At 42.3% G+C, this 16,684-nt stretch carries 15 protein-coding genes; 10 read left to right on the top strand and 5 right to left on the bottom strand.

The features are described from left to right. Nucleotides 1–99: 99 nt before the first annotated feature. Complete coding sequence (mtgA, locus tag NE535_RS14875; RefSeq protein ID WP_261299400.1) at nt 100–780, bottom strand: monofunctional biosynthetic peptidoglycan transglycosylase; 681 nt, start codon at nt 778–780, stop codon at nt 100–102. Nucleotides 781–1,005: 225 nt separating this feature from the next. Between mtgA and NE535_RS14870 the strand changes: the two genes are divergently transcribed. Continuing rightward, nucleotides 1,006–2,289 carry a glycerophosphodiester phosphodiesterase family protein gene (locus tag NE535_RS14870; RefSeq protein WP_261299399.1) on the top strand — a complete coding sequence of 428 codons (1,284 nt, stop codon included), beginning with the start codon at nt 1,006–1,008 and terminating at the stop codon, nt 2,287–2,289. Nucleotides 2,290–2,473: 184 nt separating this feature from the next. Here the strand turns inward: NE535_RS14870 and NE535_RS14865 are convergent, their stop codons facing one another. Then, nucleotides 2,474–3,028, bottom strand: coding sequence for a protein tyrosine phosphatase family protein (locus tag NE535_RS14865; protein ID WP_261299398.1), 555 nt, complete (start codon nt 3,026–3,028; stop codon nt 2,474–2,476). A gap of 34 nt (nt 3,029–3,062) precedes the next feature. Further along, nucleotides 3,063–3,689, bottom strand: a complete 627-nt coding sequence (locus NE535_RS14860) for a DsbA family protein (protein WP_261299433.1) — start codon at nt 3,687–3,689, stop codon at nt 3,063–3,065. A gap of 194 nt (nt 3,690–3,883) precedes the next feature. Between NE535_RS14860 and NE535_RS14855 the strand changes: the two genes are divergently transcribed. The 5 genes from NE535_RS14855 (at nt 3,884) to NE535_RS14835 (ending at nt 8,852) form a co-directional block, all read left to right on the top strand. Continuing rightward, nucleotides 3,884–4,267 carry a hypothetical protein gene (locus tag NE535_RS14855; RefSeq protein ID WP_261299397.1) on the top strand — a complete coding sequence of 128 codons (384 nt, stop codon included), beginning with the start codon at nt 3,884–3,886 and terminating at the stop codon, nt 4,265–4,267. After that, nucleotides 4,257–4,742, top strand: a complete 486-nt coding sequence (locus NE535_RS14850) for a GNAT family N-acetyltransferase (protein WP_261299396.1) — start codon at nt 4,257–4,259, stop codon at nt 4,740–4,742. Before NE535_RS14855 ends, NE535_RS14850 begins: the two co-directional genes overlap by 11 nt. A gap of 122 nt (nt 4,743–4,864) precedes the next feature. Beyond that, nucleotides 4,865–6,127: a DEAD/DEAH box helicase gene (locus NE535_RS14845; RefSeq protein WP_261299395.1), complete on the top strand. Its 1,263-nt coding sequence runs from the start codon at nt 4,865–4,867 to the stop codon at nt 6,125–6,127. A gap of 32 nt (nt 6,128–6,159) precedes the next feature. Continuing rightward, nucleotides 6,160–6,468 carry a hypothetical protein gene (locus NE535_RS14840; RefSeq protein ID WP_261299394.1) on the top strand — a complete coding sequence of 103 codons (309 nt, stop codon included), beginning with the start codon at nt 6,160–6,162 and terminating at the stop codon, nt 6,466–6,468. Between the two features lie 314 nt (nt 6,469–6,782). Continuing rightward, nucleotides 6,783–8,852 (top strand): PhoX family protein, encoded by a 2,070-nt coding sequence (locus NE535_RS14835; protein ID WP_261299393.1) that lies wholly within the window; start codon nt 6,783–6,785, stop codon nt 8,850–8,852. Between the two features lie 94 nt (nt 8,853–8,946). Here NE535_RS14835 and NE535_RS14830 read toward each other — a convergent pair whose 3' ends face one another. Together NE535_RS14830 and NE535_RS14825 are read right to left on the bottom strand one after the other, a co-directional pair. Beyond that, complete coding sequence (locus tag NE535_RS14830; RefSeq protein WP_261299392.1) at nt 8,947–11,247, bottom strand: aminotransferase class V-fold PLP-dependent enzyme; 2,301 nt, start codon at nt 11,245–11,247, stop codon at nt 8,947–8,949. A 275-nt stretch (nt 11,248–11,522) separates the two neighbouring features. Next, nucleotides 11,523–11,984, bottom strand: coding sequence for a NanQ anomerase/TabA/YiaL family protein (locus NE535_RS14825; RefSeq protein WP_261299391.1), 462 nt, complete (start codon nt 11,982–11,984; stop codon nt 11,523–11,525). Nucleotides 11,985–12,074: 90 nt separating this feature from the next. On the opposite strand from NE535_RS14825, the gene NE535_RS14820 reads away from it, so the two are divergent. From NE535_RS14820 to NE535_RS14805, 4 genes are all read left to right on the top strand, one after another. After that, nucleotides 12,075–13,130: a patatin-like phospholipase family protein gene (locus NE535_RS14820; RefSeq protein WP_261299390.1), complete on the top strand. Its 1,056-nt coding sequence runs from the start codon at nt 12,075–12,077 to the stop codon at nt 13,128–13,130. A gap of 198 nt (nt 13,131–13,328) precedes the next feature. Continuing rightward, nucleotides 13,329–13,907, top strand: a complete 579-nt coding sequence (locus tag NE535_RS14815; RefSeq protein WP_261299389.1) for an LON peptidase substrate-binding domain-containing protein — start codon at nt 13,329–13,331, stop codon at nt 13,905–13,907. Nucleotides 13,908–13,949: 42 nt separating this feature from the next. Continuing rightward, complete coding sequence (locus NE535_RS14810; protein WP_261299388.1) at nt 13,950–14,885, top strand: pseudouridine synthase; 936 nt, start codon at nt 13,950–13,952, stop codon at nt 14,883–14,885. 80 nt (nt 14,886–14,965) lie between these two features. Continuing rightward, nucleotides 14,966–16,459, top strand: coding sequence for an EAL domain-containing protein (locus tag NE535_RS14805; RefSeq protein ID WP_261299387.1), 1,494 nt, complete (start codon nt 14,966–14,968; stop codon nt 16,457–16,459). Nucleotides 16,460–16,684 lie beyond the last annotated feature (225 nt).

Here is a 16,684-nt window from a genome sequence, read left to right as displayed (position 1 = left end):
GCAAATCCTGTTAATTAACATCTGCGATGCGTCATTCTGTTGTTGGCGATATCAAGATGAATGACGCAGCAGTAATCTGCTAATTGCGTCAAATTAGCTTTAATCGTTCAAAATGGGCGCAAGATAATCATTACCCAGTTGGCGCATTTGTCGTTTAACCCAGGCAACCCGTTGTTGCAGGTATGGGGTTAAATCATGCGGGTTTCGCTTACGAGGGCTGGGTAATAATATGGCTAACTGAGCTGCTTCATCAATGGTGAGATATCTAGCTGATTTATCGAAGTAATGTAGGCTAGCGGCTTCAACGCCATAAATGCCTTTGCCAAATTCTGCGACGTTTAAATACACTTCTAGAATACGTTTTTTACCCCAAACCACTTCAAAACTCACCGCTAACATAGCTTCTAATCCTTTACGTACATAGCTACGTCCAGACCATAAAAACAGGTTTTTTGCGGTTTGTTGGGTAATAGTGCTGGCCCCCCTAAGCCCTTTACCCTTGTCATGTTGGGTCAGGGCGTCGGTAATCGAGGTTAAATCAAGACCAAAATGCGCTGGAAAATGTTGATCTTCTGAGGCCACAAACGCCAGTGGTACGCGGGAAGGCAGTTTATCAATATCTATCCATTGGTAGCTTATCGGATACGGGCTTTGAAGCATAAATGAAGTGGTTGGTGGTGGAACAAATCGTAATACCAATAGGCACAGCACTAATAATAATGTGCCACTCCAAGTAATAAGCCATGCCCAACCAAAAAATCCGCGTTTAGTAGCTTCCATTCATTGCCTCATGTTGGGTTAACAAATATCAGGTGCTTAATGTGCCCAAAGTATAGATTATTGCGCTGTTAACTAAATTATTACAGCAGTGCTATTTCCATTAACTCATTTTACTCGACTACTTTGGTCAAATCGAGGTTGTCATATTATTTCGATATTTTAGTCATATTCATTTTGTAAGCTAGCCGTTTTAATGAGTTACACATGACAATATGGAGTATTAACATGGCAAGGCAATCAGGTATTACGTCGAGCATCGTTTCAGTTTTGATCAGTGTTTTATGGGTTTCGGGCTGTAATAGTAATGATAATGATCAGGCTAACATTGACTCAATAAAGTTCGATAACAGTGTCAGTGTGCAAGTCGGTGTAAGGCCGCTGTTTTTAGTGGACCAGATGCAGCCGGGTGATCTTCAAACCCAATTGGCACAATGCAAAAATGGAGCCTTTTATCGCACCGATTTTTCAATTGGTCATCGCGGTGCGTCAATGCAATTTCCAGAGCATACCAAAGAATCTTATCAAGCAGCGATTGATTCTGGGGCGGGTATTGTTGAATGTGATGTGACCTTTACAGCAGACAAAGAGCTGGTATGTCGCCATTCACAATGTGACTTAGCCACAACAACCAATATTCTTGCTATTCCGACTCTTGCTAACAAATGTTCCGTACCTTTTTCACCAGCTGATGCCGCTAATGGTATCAGTGCGACGGCAACCTGTTGTACGAGTGATATTAGCCTTGCAGAATTTATAACCTTGAAAGGTAAAATGGACGGATTTAATCCTAATGCAACAACTGTGGATGAGTTTATGGACGGCACACCCCATTGGCGTACCGATTTGTATGCTGGAAAAGGTACGTTAATGACTCATGCCCAAAGCATCGAACTATTTAAAGCCGCTGGAGTGAAAATGACCCCAGAGCTTAAATCAGCCAGTGTAAGTATGCCGTTTGATGGCTTTAGTCAGCAAGATTATGCCCAGAAAATGTTAGATGAATATATAGCGGCTGGGGTCGAAGCATCAAAGGTTTTTCCGCAATCATTTAATTTAGATGACATTAAATACTGGATAGCCAATGCTCCGGAGTTTGCCGAGCAAGCCGTATATTTAGATGATCGTTACGATCTAAGTGGTTTTGATCCGCAAAATAGTTCGACCTGGTCACCCAGTATGGACACCTTAGTTGCAGATGGCGTTAAGATTATCGCGCCACCATTATGGATGTTAGTCACCTTGGACGATAATAAGAGCATTGTGCCGTCAGAATATGCTAAAGAGGCCAACGCAGCAGGGCTGAAAATTATTGCTTGGTCACTTGAACGTTCAGGTTTGCTTAGTGAGGGGGCGGGTGGTTGGTATTATCAAAGTATTGCTGACACGATTGATAATGAAGGCGACACCTATGAGTTATTAGATGTACTTGCGAAGCAAGTTGGGGTGATGGGTGTGTTTTCCGACTGGCCTGCCACTGTAACTTATTATGCGAATTGTATGGGCAAGTAACAGATAGCTAATCATTTAGATTCATTACTTTGTGCATTCTAGCTGGTGCAACTAGATTAAAGCGGGATGTCATCATCCCGCTTTTTGTCTATTGAAACTGGTGTGAACTCAGTAATGTCGATGCTTTATTTGGTTAATCTTATGTCTTTAAAAAGGGCGGTAAAGTGCCTAGCTAGCTCATCCTCTACTGATATTTTTGTTTTACCGTTTCTATTAATGCTTGCCATTGTGGGTATTCTTTAAAGCTGTTTGATAAGTTGCCCCAAGGCGATAAAGCCTGATGCATATCGACAGCTTGATGTTGCTGAGTGGCTAAATACAGGTAATAAAATGCCGACGCGCGATAGTTTGCCGCGCAGTGTACCAGCACAGGTTGATTATTATTGGCCCGCATTAAGGCAAAAAATTGCTCAACGTTTTCAAGTGTCGGTTGTTGCCAATCAACACTGATATTGTGGTATTGCATGCCAAGGTCGGTAACAATTTGCTGCTCATTTTTAAGGGCATTAGGGTTGTTATTGGGGATTAAGTTGATCACGGTTTTTACCCCAGCTTGTTGTAATAAGCCAAACTCTTCTATTGTCGGTAGCCCAGCGGTAATAACCTGATTATCATTAAATTTAACTGCTTTAATCTGTTGCAATTTACGGGTATCTATCTGGTCGATGTTGGCCATAGTGTGGGTGCTTATCATGAGAAGTGATAACAACAGATAAGTGGCGAGCTGTAATAATTTCATAGTTTGCCTACTGTAGGTGATTGATGATTGGGTGCTAGCTTTCAATAAGGTGCTGGATGTGATTTATACTTGGGTCTGCATCTTGATAATCAAGCTTTATAGGGTAAAACTGCTGCTGATATTGCAATACTAATGACGGAAAACCTTGAATGGGTAATTGCCTTGCAAAGGTGAGTTCTGCCATTAATTGTTGATTCAATTCATCACTGCTTATTTGCTGAACAAAATGCTGCTTGTCGATACCTAAACTAACGGCGATATCGATTAACACGTCAATATTTGATGGGTTTTTAGCCTGTAAATAATACGCCTGCTGAATGGCATAGATCATTTGTGCTTCTTGCTCAGATTGGCGAGCGATAATGGCTGCGCGACAACTTGGGTATGTCGAGCGTCTGGGGTAGCAGCATGTCCAAAAGTCATGGTTAAATACCGTGCCTAATTGCTGGTGGATTTTGTGCCAGGTTTGCTGCAAAAATTGCTGCATTTCATGTGGCATAGGCAGATCACTATCAGGGGCTAGCCCGCCCAACACATATTGAACTTTTACATCTGGCATTTTGGCTGCTAACTGCTTTTGTAGCCTTGTCCATGTGATGTGGTAACCCCAACACCAACTGCACATTGGGTCATATACATAATATAAGGTGGCTTTATTCATGGTTGCTAGAGTTATTCGCTGACGGTGGAAACATAATGCCATATTTTATTAATCAGTTGGTTAGCATTTATAAACAGTGTAGAAGCAGTGGGTTAAAAATTAAATATTTTCAATGAACTAAATAAATACAACAAAGCTTGAGATGCCTAAGCGAGCCGTTATACTAATGTTCTAGATCACAAATGGAGACAAATATGTTCGTAATGGGCTTATCAAATGATGTGACTGATTCAACTCAGGCCACCATACAAAAAGGGGCATTTCGTGCAGAGGGCACCTTGTGGATTGAAGATGAACAGCTGCATTTTGAATCTTTTGACCCAGACTTAAAATACGGTCCTTATATGATTGATTTAGATAGTATTAAGTCAGTGGCAATGTGTTGGAGCCGAGGGGCTGGGCTTATTCCGATAGAGGCTGATTCTATTCAGGTGATCACTTTTGATAGTCAGAAATTTCGCTTCATTTTAGCATCACCTCAAGTGTGGCATGAGATTATTAGTTCAACCATAACGCCAACGGTATCGCTTAAATCTGCATCAGAACCTTTTTCTAAACGCCCTGCCAATGACAACTAACCCAATTGAACTGTTGCCAATAACTGAGGCTGACTTAACAAAGTTGTTTGAGTTTGAGCATGATCCTATAGCGAATAAAATGGCAGACTTCCCCCCAAGAGAACGTGCTGCTTTTTTTCAGCATTGGCAACAAAATGTGCTTGGTGTAGCAGGTAATATTGCCATGGGGATTTGGCTGAACAACACCCTTATTGGTAGTATTTTAAGTTGGCATAAACCTGCGGATGATAAAGCCATTGCAGGTCGCTTAATCGGTTACTGGATTGACCAAGACTATTGGGGGCAGGGTATCGCCTCTCAAGCATTAAAACAGTTTTTACCTTTGTTGCCCCAAGCTCCACTTTTTGCCTATGTTGCATCGCATAATGCTGGGTCTTTGGCGCTGATTAAACGCTATGGTTTCGTCAAAGTGCCACTTACCGATGAGCAGCGTAAAGATTTACCAGCCAGCTTAGATTTATATCAGCAAGCCTAAGCCTTTATGGGGTAGGAACAGTGATGAAATCTACGATATTTAGTGGTTTAGATTAGCGTTTTTCCATCTTGCATTTATCAAGCTTGTGCTAAGATCCTTTGTTCACTCTGGGAGAAACAAACATGGCTTTTGGCGCGTTAGCATTACATCCGCAACTATTATCTCGTTTAAGTACACTTAACTTTATACAACCTACCGACATACAAGCGCAGGCGATCCCGGTTATTTTGTCAGGTAAAGATGTGATGGCGGGCGCGCAAACGGGTACGGGCAAAACAGCGGCGTTTTGTTTACCCATTTTACATCAATTGCTAAGCCAGCAAGCGCTAAGCCAACACCACCATCAGCAGACGAACGACACCGCTTCAGACAAACGGGTTAGCGGATTAATTTTAACCCCAACCCGCGAGCTGGCTCAGCAGGTACATCAAAATTTAAGCCTACTTATAGGCGATAGTGCCATCAGCGCAGCGCTGCTATACGGCGGCGTGAGTACCCAAGCCCAAAAAGCGCAATTAACCGCAGGCGTTGATATTATTGTGGCGACTCCTGGGCGATTATTAGATTTACTACGCCAACGTGCGACGAGTTTGTCAGCGGTTGATTATTTTGTCATTGATGAAGCTGACCGCATGCTAGATATGGGCTTTCGTGATGAAATTATTGAGGTATTAAAACGTTTACCTAAACAGCGACAAACCTTGCTATTTTCAGCCACATTAGACGATCGAGTTTTTTCGTTCAGTAAGCGTTTACTGACCCAGGCCAAAGTGATTGAAGCCCATGCGCGTAATCAAACTGCGGTGACGGTAACCGAGCGGGTTTATAATGTAGATGCTAAACGAAAATGCGATCTATTGTGCCGACTTATTCAGGCTGAACAATGGCAGCAAGTACTTATTTTTAGCCGCACTAAACAGGACGCTGATTTACTTGTAAAGCAGATGAGCCAACGCGGCGTAAAAGTGGCTGCATTCCACGCTGATTTATCGCAATCAGTACGTGATCAAGTGCTTACTGACTTTAAGGCTGAGCAACTTACTGCGCTGGTGGCCACCGATGTAGCGGCCCGTGGTATTGATATCAGTCAGCTCAATGTTGTTGTGAATATGGAGCTCCCCTTTAAGCTGGAAGATTATGTTCATCGTATTGGTCGTACAGGCCGTGCAGGGCAAACTGGGCATGCAATAACATTGTTGAGCGTTGATGATGAGCCTTTGCTGGTCAAATTAGAGGCTTATTTAGATAAACGGCTACCGCAGCAATGGTACCCAGGGTTTGAGCCTGATTTAACCCAAATCGCCCCTGTAACCCGTAAAACTAAGAAAGGCTCATTGAAACAACAGGCAAGGCAAAAAGCACTCGCACAATCAAAGAAGCGTTAGGGCTAAATGAATACATGGTATAAGGAAGTATTATGTCAATTAATCAGATCAAATCATCTATTGCTACTGTGCAGAACGGCGTAGCAAGAGCTGATGGTAAGCTTCAGCTTACTGAAACTGAAGTGATTTTTGAGCCGTTTAACCAAATGTTCGGCCTAGGGCCTTACAAATTTAAGTGCTCAGAAATTGCTTCTGTGGGTAAATGTTTAGGCAAAGGCGGAGGCGCTATTCCGCTCACGACCGAGGCTATTCGCATCACTTTATTCAACAAACAGGTATACGAGTTTATGATTGCACAACCGGACCTATGGATAGATTTATTGGTGGGCAATGTTCATTAATCGTGCTGCTGTCAGGGGGGACAAATATTAAAGCGATCCCACTAACGCCGTTTATTTTGGACTACGAAGCCTTTTTCAGGCATTGCGAATAGAATATGCCCTTGCCTCAATACCCTGCGTTTTGGTGAATAAAGAAAACTCGGCGTTATTTAAATTAATTACCCATCTCGTTTGTCTTTAAACTGCCATTTTTATGTCATCTAATTTACGCTGAATTGTCACACTCAGTGCTTATCTTGTGTCCGGAAACTAATCTTATAAAAGCAAGTTTATTCGTTGCCGATGACAACTTAGAGACATTTAAAGGACATATTATGAGCAAAGCGACTTTTGATCCCCGCCGTTTTAACCAAAGCAATAACACGCCTTTTGAGCAAGTGATGGAAAAACACTTATCTCGTCGTAACTTTGTGAAAAGAGGCCTAGGGATCAGCGCGATGACGGCATTTGCGGGTGTTGGATTAACCGCTTGTGGTTCTGACGATAATTCAGTGACCACGACGCCAACCACGCCAACTACTCCGACAACACCTACAGCGCCCACAACAAGTTCTGCCGTGTTAGGTTTTGACTCAATTGCGGGCTCAAAAATCGATGCAGTCGCTGTGCCAGCGGGATATTCAGCTTATGTATTAGCGCCATGGGGAACGCCACTGAATTCAAAAGCATCAGAGTGGAAATCAGACGGCAGTAACACAGGTGAAGATCAAGCTAACTCAGTGGGTATGCACCATGACGGCATGCATTTTTTCCCATTAAATGATGCTGGCGACGATGGCTTATTGTGTATTAACCATGAGTATATTGATGAAGATGCCCTGCATCCAACCGGCCCCACATTTGATACCAATGGAAATCGCACGGTAATTGATGAAATCCGTAAAGAAATCAATGCTCATGGTGTGTCTGTAGTGCGCATAAAATTAACTAACGGTATGTGGGAAGTGGTAGCAAACGATGCACATAATCGTCGCTTTACCGGCGCTAGTGTGATGGATGTTGCAGGACCTCTGGCGTACACCAGCTATTTAGAAACCCGCTATTCACCAGACGGCAGCCAAGCCCGTGGTACGTTAAATAATTGTGGTAATGGCAGCACGCCTTGGGGGACGTATTTAACTTGCGAAGAAAACTGGCCAGGTTACTTTGTTAATAAAGGCACATTAGCAGCAGATCAATCACGTATTGGTATTGCGACTAAAGGGACACGTTACGGTTGGGAGCATTTAGCCGGTGATGACGATGAGCGCTTAGATGAGTTTGCCCGTTTTGACATTACGCCTGTAGGGGCTAATGCGGGACAAGATTATCGTAATGAAGCCAACGGCCATGGTTATATTGTTGAAATTGATCCATATAATCCAAATTCTCGTGCCGTTAAACGTACTGCGCTAGGTCGTTTCCGCCACGAAGGATGTACCTTTGGTAAGTTAGCCGAAGGCCAACCTATTACGTTTTATTCTGGCCATGATTCGCGTTTTGAATACCTGTATAAGTTTGTATCTGACGCGGTATGGGACCCTGCAGATGCCAATAGTAGTAATCGCATTGCTATGGGTGATAAGTACATGAATGCGGGCACACTTTATGTCGCCAAGTTTAACGAAGATGGCGTCGGCGAATGGTTACCATTAACCCTAGATGCAATCACAACAGAAGGCAGCACTTTAGCCAGTACTTTTGATTCACAGGCCGCAATTATTTTAAATACCGCTGGCGCGGCCGATTTAGTGGGCGCAACACCCATGGATCGTCCTGAGTGGGCGGCGGTCGACCCATTCACAGGCAGTGTATATTTAACCTTAACTAATAACACCAAACGTAAGGACAGCACTAACCCTGCTAACCCTCGTTTAAATAACAGTTTTGGTCATGTTATTCGTTGGGATGAAGGCGATAGCGCAACAGAATTTAGCTGGGATATCTTTGTATTTGGCGCGCCAGCTGCGGGCGACGCAGACACTAACTTATCGGGTTTAGATGATTTAAATCAGTTCGCAAGTCCCGATGGCTTAGCATTCGATGCGCGCGGTATTTTATGGGTGCAAACCGATAATGGTGCTGATGAAGTGACGTCTTACACTAACGATCAAATGCTGGCGGTAGTGCCATCTACTCTGGTAGATACTAATGGTAAACAACAGGTGATAAGTTCAGAAACCCAAGCACAGTTGAAGCGTTTCTTTGTTGGACCGAATGACTGTGAAGTGACGGGTTTTGCCATTACGCCTGATTATAAAACGGCATTTGTGAATATTCAGCATCCAGGAAACTGGCCATATTCAGCAACTGCAACTGAAGCCACTCCCGCAGGGATGCAAATTCGTCCACGTGCGGCGACAGTGATGATCCGTAAAAATGATGGCGGTGAAATTGGCGTGTAATGCCAACGGCATCTATTTTGCGCCCAGTAAAAAAGCCCTCTTTAGGGCTTTTTTACTTTTAAGCAATCTTGCTTAACGCAAGTGGACGTTTTCTCTAACTCGCATTGGCAAGGGCATAACCGCCTTTAAGGTGGGCAACATTGGTAAATCCAAGGCGGTGCATAGCTTGTGCTGCTACCAATGAGCGACTGCCGCTACGACACACCAACACCCATTCGCTACGCTTGTCATGCTGATGTTGCTGCATAAACTGCACTAAGCGAGTTAATGGCACGTTTTCGCATGAGTCTAATGAATGTTGTAAGGCGTATTCGTGGGGCTCACGTATATCAATTAACTTTACTTTTGAGGTATTCAAAGCAACATCTAAGCTGGCCGCAGAATACTCAGTGATTGGGGTGACTTTATGACAACTGCCAGCAGGCAGCGCGCCGCAGAGGATCTCCGTGCCAATTTGATCATTTAATTGGCTGTCTATTTTCGCTTTGTGACTCACAAATTCATCTACGCTGATAGTGCCTTGAATAACCTGCTGCAATAGCGTGTTACGTAAACATTCTGCTGTAAGATGGGTGGCAAATTCATGTTGATAATCATGACTGGGACAAATCAGGCTTTGTGGCGCAAGCACGGCACTTAATAACTCGATACTGGCATACATGGCTTTAGCCGAACTACTTTCAAAATTGGTTCTGCCTAAGGTGCCCATTAAAATCGTGTCGCCACAAAATGCAAACAAAGTGTTATTGGCTAAGGTTTGTGAGCCTGTAATAGGGTGACATAGTAGCAGACTGATACTGTCGGCGGTATGCCCTGGTGTCGGCACTTTAACCAGCCATTTGTCTGCTACGGTAATGTATTCAAACTGCTGGTTATTTTCTGTGAAGGTTAGCGAGGTTTGTGGCCAGCCTAAGGCGTCAGTGTGGCCCGTAATGCCTCGCTTTAGCGTTAACAACTCACGACCAGAAATATGATCAGCATGGCCATGGGTATCAATGAGCGCTACTAGAGTGAGTTGTTGGCATTGCAGTAGAGTATCTAATCGCTCTGTAAGTTCAGGTAGCGGGTCGATAATAAAAGCCTGTTTAGAGGGAGCATCGACATAAATCCAAGTACAACTTGCACCAGAGCGTAATTGTACTAAGCCATTTAAAGGTGTCTTGTCATTCATGTTAGCACTGTCTAAAACCATACAGCTTTGGGTTAACGCATTGGCTGCACTAGAAATGCGATCGCAAGCTTGGTTCACTTCATCCTGGGTCATGGCAGGACCAAATGATAATCTAATTGCCGATTCACTTTGCCAAGCTGGTAACCCCATAGCATCAAGCACAAAACTGCGAGTCACTTTAGATGAACAAGCCGAACCTGAGCTTACCCGTATGTTTGCGGCATCAAATAAATCCATGATTTCTTTGCTGCTGAAGCCTTTAATGGCGAAGTTTAATGTGGTTGGGACACTGTTGTCGAAACTGTGGTTAAACACGATTTGCGGGAAGGCTTGCTTGAGGGTGTCAGTGAGTTGCTGGCGAAATGTATGCAAAGTTTGATGGTCGGCAAAGCAAGATTCTTCAGCAATCAGCTGTTCAAAAATAACGTTAATCGCTGCCATACCCGGTAAGTTTTCAGTGCCTGAACGCAGGCCACTTTCTTGACCCCCTCCAGCAATAACAGGTGTAAAAGGGGCATTTTCACGGATATAGACAAAGCCAATCCCTTTAGGTGCATACAGTTTATGGCCGCTAAACGGTGCGTAATCTATGCTAGTTTGGGCTAGATTTAAGGAAATTTTACCCAGAGCCTGCACGCAATCCACCATCCAAAAAATGTCAGGGTTAGCGTGACGAATCGTGTGCTCTAAGCGACTGATATCCTGATAAACACCGGTTTCATTATTCACAGCCATTGTGCATATCATTAATGATTTAGGGGCGTATGTGCTAATAAAGGCGTGATCTAAATTGCCCTGGCGATCCACTGGAATCGCGATGATTTTTGCATTAATACCTAAAATAGCATTCCAGTGTTTCAGTGATTCTGGCACGGCTTTATGCTCAGTCGCGCCGTATAGCAAATAAAAATCTTCGCCCAGCTGCGCGCTTGATACTAAGCGAGTTCGAGCACTGACCAATGCCGACAAAATAGCGGTTTGAATCCCTTCTGTCGCACCACTGGTAAAGATAATTTTGCCATTAGCCGAACCAATAATTTGCTTGGCTTTAGCACGGGTTTGTTCCATTAGATTTTTGGCGCGCAAACCTGTGATATGGCTTGAGCTCGGATTACCAAAAAGGTGCTCCATGGCAGACATTGCGGCATTTGCAGCCTGAGGTAATACAGGGGTTGTGGCGTTAGCATCGAGATATATTTGGCTTAAATTATTGTTATTATTCATTTATGTCAGCTCTATACTTTTTTGTTAAGAAATGAAATTAATATTTCTTTTTGTTATATGTAATTTCGTTTGAGTATATTAGCAGTTTGTTATTGGGTTACAAGCCTAAAATGTGTTTCAAATAATGTGCGCAATTCACCAACAGGCTGGGGCTATTTAATGGCGAAACAAAGGAGTGTGTTTTAGGAGGGATGAAGATTGAATAACAATACCCGCACAGCAGAAATACATCATAACAGCGACTTCACAGATAAAGTCGCTGTCCATGAAAAAACCTAAATACGCACTTTTATAACGACCTTGCGCACTTTTTGTGGTGATGCACTGGTTCCTGGCATGTGCATGTCACCAGGAAAGAAAATCGCAAACATACCAGACTTTAATGGTATAAAGGCTGCGTCATCTTTGTTTGATTCGAAATCAAACTCAGCGTAATCGTGTTTGTCATAATAAGGTTTTGACGGAATTTGGTCTGCTAAAGGCAAATAACCAAATTCTTCTTCACCACTGACAACATATTGCACATCTATGTATTGTTGGTGAACTTCAAACGGCTCAATTTCACGCGGTTTAGTTTCATAATCATTTACAATCACGAACAGGTTTTTACCCTCTAATTCATAGTTGCCAACCGGCTTACTGGTAAAATCTGTTTCAGATAAATGTGTTAATGCTACCGCCAAACGTGGATGCAGTTGAGTATATAGGTGACGATTTGCTAGAGTATCGACAATCATAAGAGTTCCGTTAAGTGAGCGAGCATTAATGGGGCTGTTTATGGCAATAATACCACTGTTTAAATATATCAAAAATGAGAGGATCGACATTTGTCAGCATTACGACTTATAGCAGGTGAAACAGCTTTTAAGCAGATAGAAACGCAAGGTCTTCAGCAAAGCATGTTTACTCAGCTATTAGCTGCCTCTGGTGGACCTAAGTGGATAGGTATTGCAGGATTAGATAAATATATTTTTGGCGAGTTTTTTAAAGAACGTCAAGATCCATTATATATGCTGGGTGCATCATCTGGTGCCTGGCGATTAGCGTGTTTAGGCCAGCAAGACCCACTAGCGGCCTATGGCCGATTCGAACATTTTTATATCAACCAACGCTATGACAATGTACCAACCAGAGAGCAAGTGACGAGTCAGGTGCAAGCTGTGGTCGATGGTATTTTAGGTGAGCAAGCTGGGGCAGACATTATTGCTAACCCGTTATTTCGCCAACACATTATTGCTTGTCGTGCTCGCCATGTTAATCAAAGTAAATCAAAAGTCGGTTTAGCGATTGGTTTAGCGCTTGCTGCTGCCAGTAATAGTGTTAATCGTAAGAGTATTGCATGGCATTTTGAACGCATCATGTTGAGCCATAAAGATGCTGCCTCGCCATTTGGGCGCCTGAAAGATTTACCCACCAAACAAATGATGTTAACCAACGAAAATATTCGGCAAGCTATGATGGCAACAGGGTCTATCCCGTTGTTATTAGATCCAGTTAAAGACATTGATGGTTTACCTAAAGGTAAATATTACGACGGTGGTATTACCGATTATCATTTTGATTTACCGCTACCCAAAGAAAGTGGCTTAACCTTATATCCGCATTTCTATCCGCATATGACCCCTGGTTGGTTTGATAAATCATTGGTGTGGCGTAAAGCGAAGCAAAATTACCATAATGCGCTGATATTGGCGCCATCGCGTGATTTTATTGCTTCATTACCCTTTGGCAAAATTCCTGACCGTGAAGACTTTAAAAAGTTGGACACTGAGGCTCGTATTCATTATTGGCAAACTGTTGCTCAGCAAAGTGGTCAGTTGGCCGATGAACTAGCGAATATTGTGGCCAAAGGTTCGATTATGGACCATATAGAATCATGGTAGCGTTAGATGTTTGAGCCAGTTTAGTTGATCTAAATGTGCTGGTATCACTAATGAGGTTTCAGGCATTTTGTCGCGCATTAGCATTAATTAATGGAATAAATTTGTTGGTTTTTTAGTCGTTGACTACACTTATCATTGTTAACGTTTTCTGTGACGTTAGCTATTGATACGACTTCACCTAAGGTGTAGGAGGCGGTTATGCAATCACGTGAAATGGCGTTATTTATTCAAGATGCCGTGCTATTGCCAAATGGGCGGCTTGAGTTTCGAGTCGCTCTCGCCAGTGAGCTATCCTTAGTCGCGTCGGTGTTGAAAGGCGAATATGGCCTGGCAATGGCGGCGTTAAAATCTAACAGTAACTTGCCCTGTTATCGCAGTGTCACCGAATGCGAAATTATCGATTTTCATCAATTAGAAGATAACTCGTTAAGTATTGTGCTTGAGGGTAAACAACGTTTAAAGGTGTTGTCTGCAGCTAAACAGCGTAATGGTGTATGGATTGCGCGAACCCTACCTTGTGCTAATTGGCTTCATGAGCCCATCGCTGGTGAATTTGAAATTATCAGCGCAGCACTGGAGCAGTTTTATCAAGTTAATCCCGATTTATATGACCTTTATTCACATGTGCATCTAGAAGACGCAACCTGGGTCAGTCAGCGATGGCTGGAGGTATTGCCTATGTATAATCGAGATAAATTACGTTTGGTTGAGCAGCCTAATTGCCATAAAACCATGGATTTTGTTCTGCAATTACTAAAGTCCCATGTTGATGTATAACCTGATAATATAAGCTTATCTTTAGTCTGTTATTTTGCTCTTATGTCATCAAATTTTGTCGACGCCTCATCACCATTAGGCGCTATAGCTGCACAACCCTCTTACGTGGTATTGCCGCGTATTACTCCATCTAGTCCACACTACCTGACTGTTTTAGATTTTCTGATAGCTAAATTTGAACAAATCCCTGCGGATGTATGGTTAGAACGGATTAAACAGGGCAAGGTGCATTGGCAAAATGGTCAATTGATTACCGTACAAACTCCCTACGAAGAAACCCAGCGAGTGTATTATTTTCGCGAGGTGAATGTTGAGAAAAAAGTGCCATTTACCGAAGATATTTTGTATCAGGACGAACATAAGATCATTGTGTATAAACCGCACTTTTTGCCAGTGACCCCTGGCGGAGATTACGTTAATGAGTGTTTAGTGCATCGGTTGCGTATTCGAACTGGAATTGACACCATAGCGCCCGCCCATCGACTAGATAAAGATACCGCGGGCGTGATGTTAATGACGGTCAATCCTGACACTCGCCATGCTTACCACCAACTTTTTCTTGATGGAACAATCCGCAAAACCTATCAAGCGGTCGCTAAGCTAAATGACTCGTTGCCGACACCGGCATTACCGCAAACTTGGACGGTTAAAAATCGCTTAGAACGAGGCGTGCCAAGTTTTACCATGCAGATTGCTGATGGGGTAAGTAATAGCCACTCCGAAATTACATTGCTACAAATTAACCGTGGTTTAGGTTTGTTTGAACTTGAACCTGTAACAGGTAAAACCCATCAATTAAGAGTACACATGCAGAGTTTAGGGATGCCAATTTTGTATGACCGTTTTTACCCAGAATTACAACCTAAAGGGGATGATAATTATCAGCAACCGTTACAGCTGCTGGCGAAGCGATTACAGTTTATTGATCCTATTACCCAGCAAATAAATGATTGGCAAGTGAATGACTTAGTTATTTAAATTGGTGTGACAAAAGTAAACTACCTTAAAGCTTAGAAACTCGGTATATTAAGTTTAAGCAATAATTAAGGTGGTCATTCATGGGACGAATAATATATTACGTTGTGTTTATATTGGTATTTTCAATTTCACTAGCGGGGTTAAAGGGGCTCGATCATTTTATAGCAAAGCAAGTGATAGTGCGTGATGCTCAAATACTTACCGATAAATTTCAGCGACTTCTTCAAGACAGTGCTAAAAAATTAGATGAGTTACCCGACATTTCACTGGCTACTTTCGACTGTAATGACAATTTGGCTTCACAACTTAAGCGCACCGTGTTTGAAGCAAACTTTATTCGTTGGTTAGGTGTTACTAAAAACAATGTTATTTACTGCGAGTCAAATGAAATAATTAGAGAGATAGCAAGTGTAAAAACGCATCGAGTTAGCCAAAATTACAGTTTAGGAGTAGTCGAGCTTTCTAACAGTACTCACCATGAGTTAGTGTTAGTAAAACATGTGAATGACATGTTTTACACCGCCAGTATTATACCATTAGAGCCAAGTTACTTTGTTCCTGTTGATTGTGATAATTGCCTTGAATACAAAATGTCTTTCGACTCAGATCCGTTTTTGACATTTGGGTTCGATGAGTACGATGGGGTCAATTTTGTGTCTGAAGAGGTAACCTTGTCTTCCCCTTATTTTAATGCAAAGTTCGAGCTATCAGGTAGTTACGATTTTTATAAGCAATACAGTACTATATCCTGGTTTGTTATTATTTTGATAGCGTCAGCCTTTGCAGGCTGGGTGACCTATTTGTATTTTCGTTGGCAACAGCATTCCATTTCTGCATATCGACAAATACTTATTGGCGTTAAAAAAGAAGAGTTTATTCCTTATTATCAGCCAATTGTTGATTCAAGATCTAAAGAAGTTGTAGGCTGTGAAGTGTTAATGCGCTGGCAACGCGCAGATGGCTCCTTAATGCCTCCTAATCAATTTATCCCCTACGCTGAAGCTAATGGGTTAATTATTCCAATGACCAAAAGCTTATTGGTTCATTTAGTTAACGATATACAGCTTTTAGGTCAACACAAACCCGCGATGTTTTTTAGCGTAAACATTGTGCCTGAGCATTTAGAATCTGATGAGCTATTAACATTAGTTAAAAGCTATATTGATGATAAGGTATTTGGTCATCATCGCTTGTCGCTTGAAATTACCGAGAGAATGCCCATTAAAGACTTAGAAAAAGCACGTGTCATGTTAGATAAGTTTTATGCAATGGGTGTCGACCTTAAATTAGATGATGCAGGTACAGGCTATGGAGGTTTTAGTTATGTCCAGAAACTGGGTATGAGCACCTTGAAAATTGATAAAATGTTTGTCGATACCATTGGTCAAATAGACACATTTAACGCTAAAACTATTGATGCAATTATTTCATTTTCAGAAAAATCTGGGTTAACAACGATTGCTGAAGGTGTAGAGCATCAAAGTCAGGTTGATTATCTTGCACAGCAAGGCGTATACCTTATTCAAGGGTATGTTTATTCTAAGCCTTTACCAGCAGAGCAGTTTTTTAATTAACCGTTTATAAATGCTGATGTAAAAATGCCTTATCAAATTGACAAGGCATTTTTTTTAAGTATTTTTAAAGTGCTAAGTTTGATTATGCATCGAGTTTAATGCTGAATGCAGCAGATCATCATTCGATTGGCTGTCATGTTCAATGATAGGTTCATTAATCAAATCGAAATCATGATTTTTATGATGTTCCATGTCGTCATCTGGTAATGGATTGTCGAAATGATC

The organism is Shewanella holmiensis (assembly GCF_025370255.1).
GTDB lineage: Bacteria > Pseudomonadota > Gammaproteobacteria > Enterobacterales > Shewanellaceae > Shewanella > Shewanella holmiensis.
Note: the sequence above shows the minus strand (reverse complement) of the source record. Positions and strands in the feature narration are given on the sequence as shown.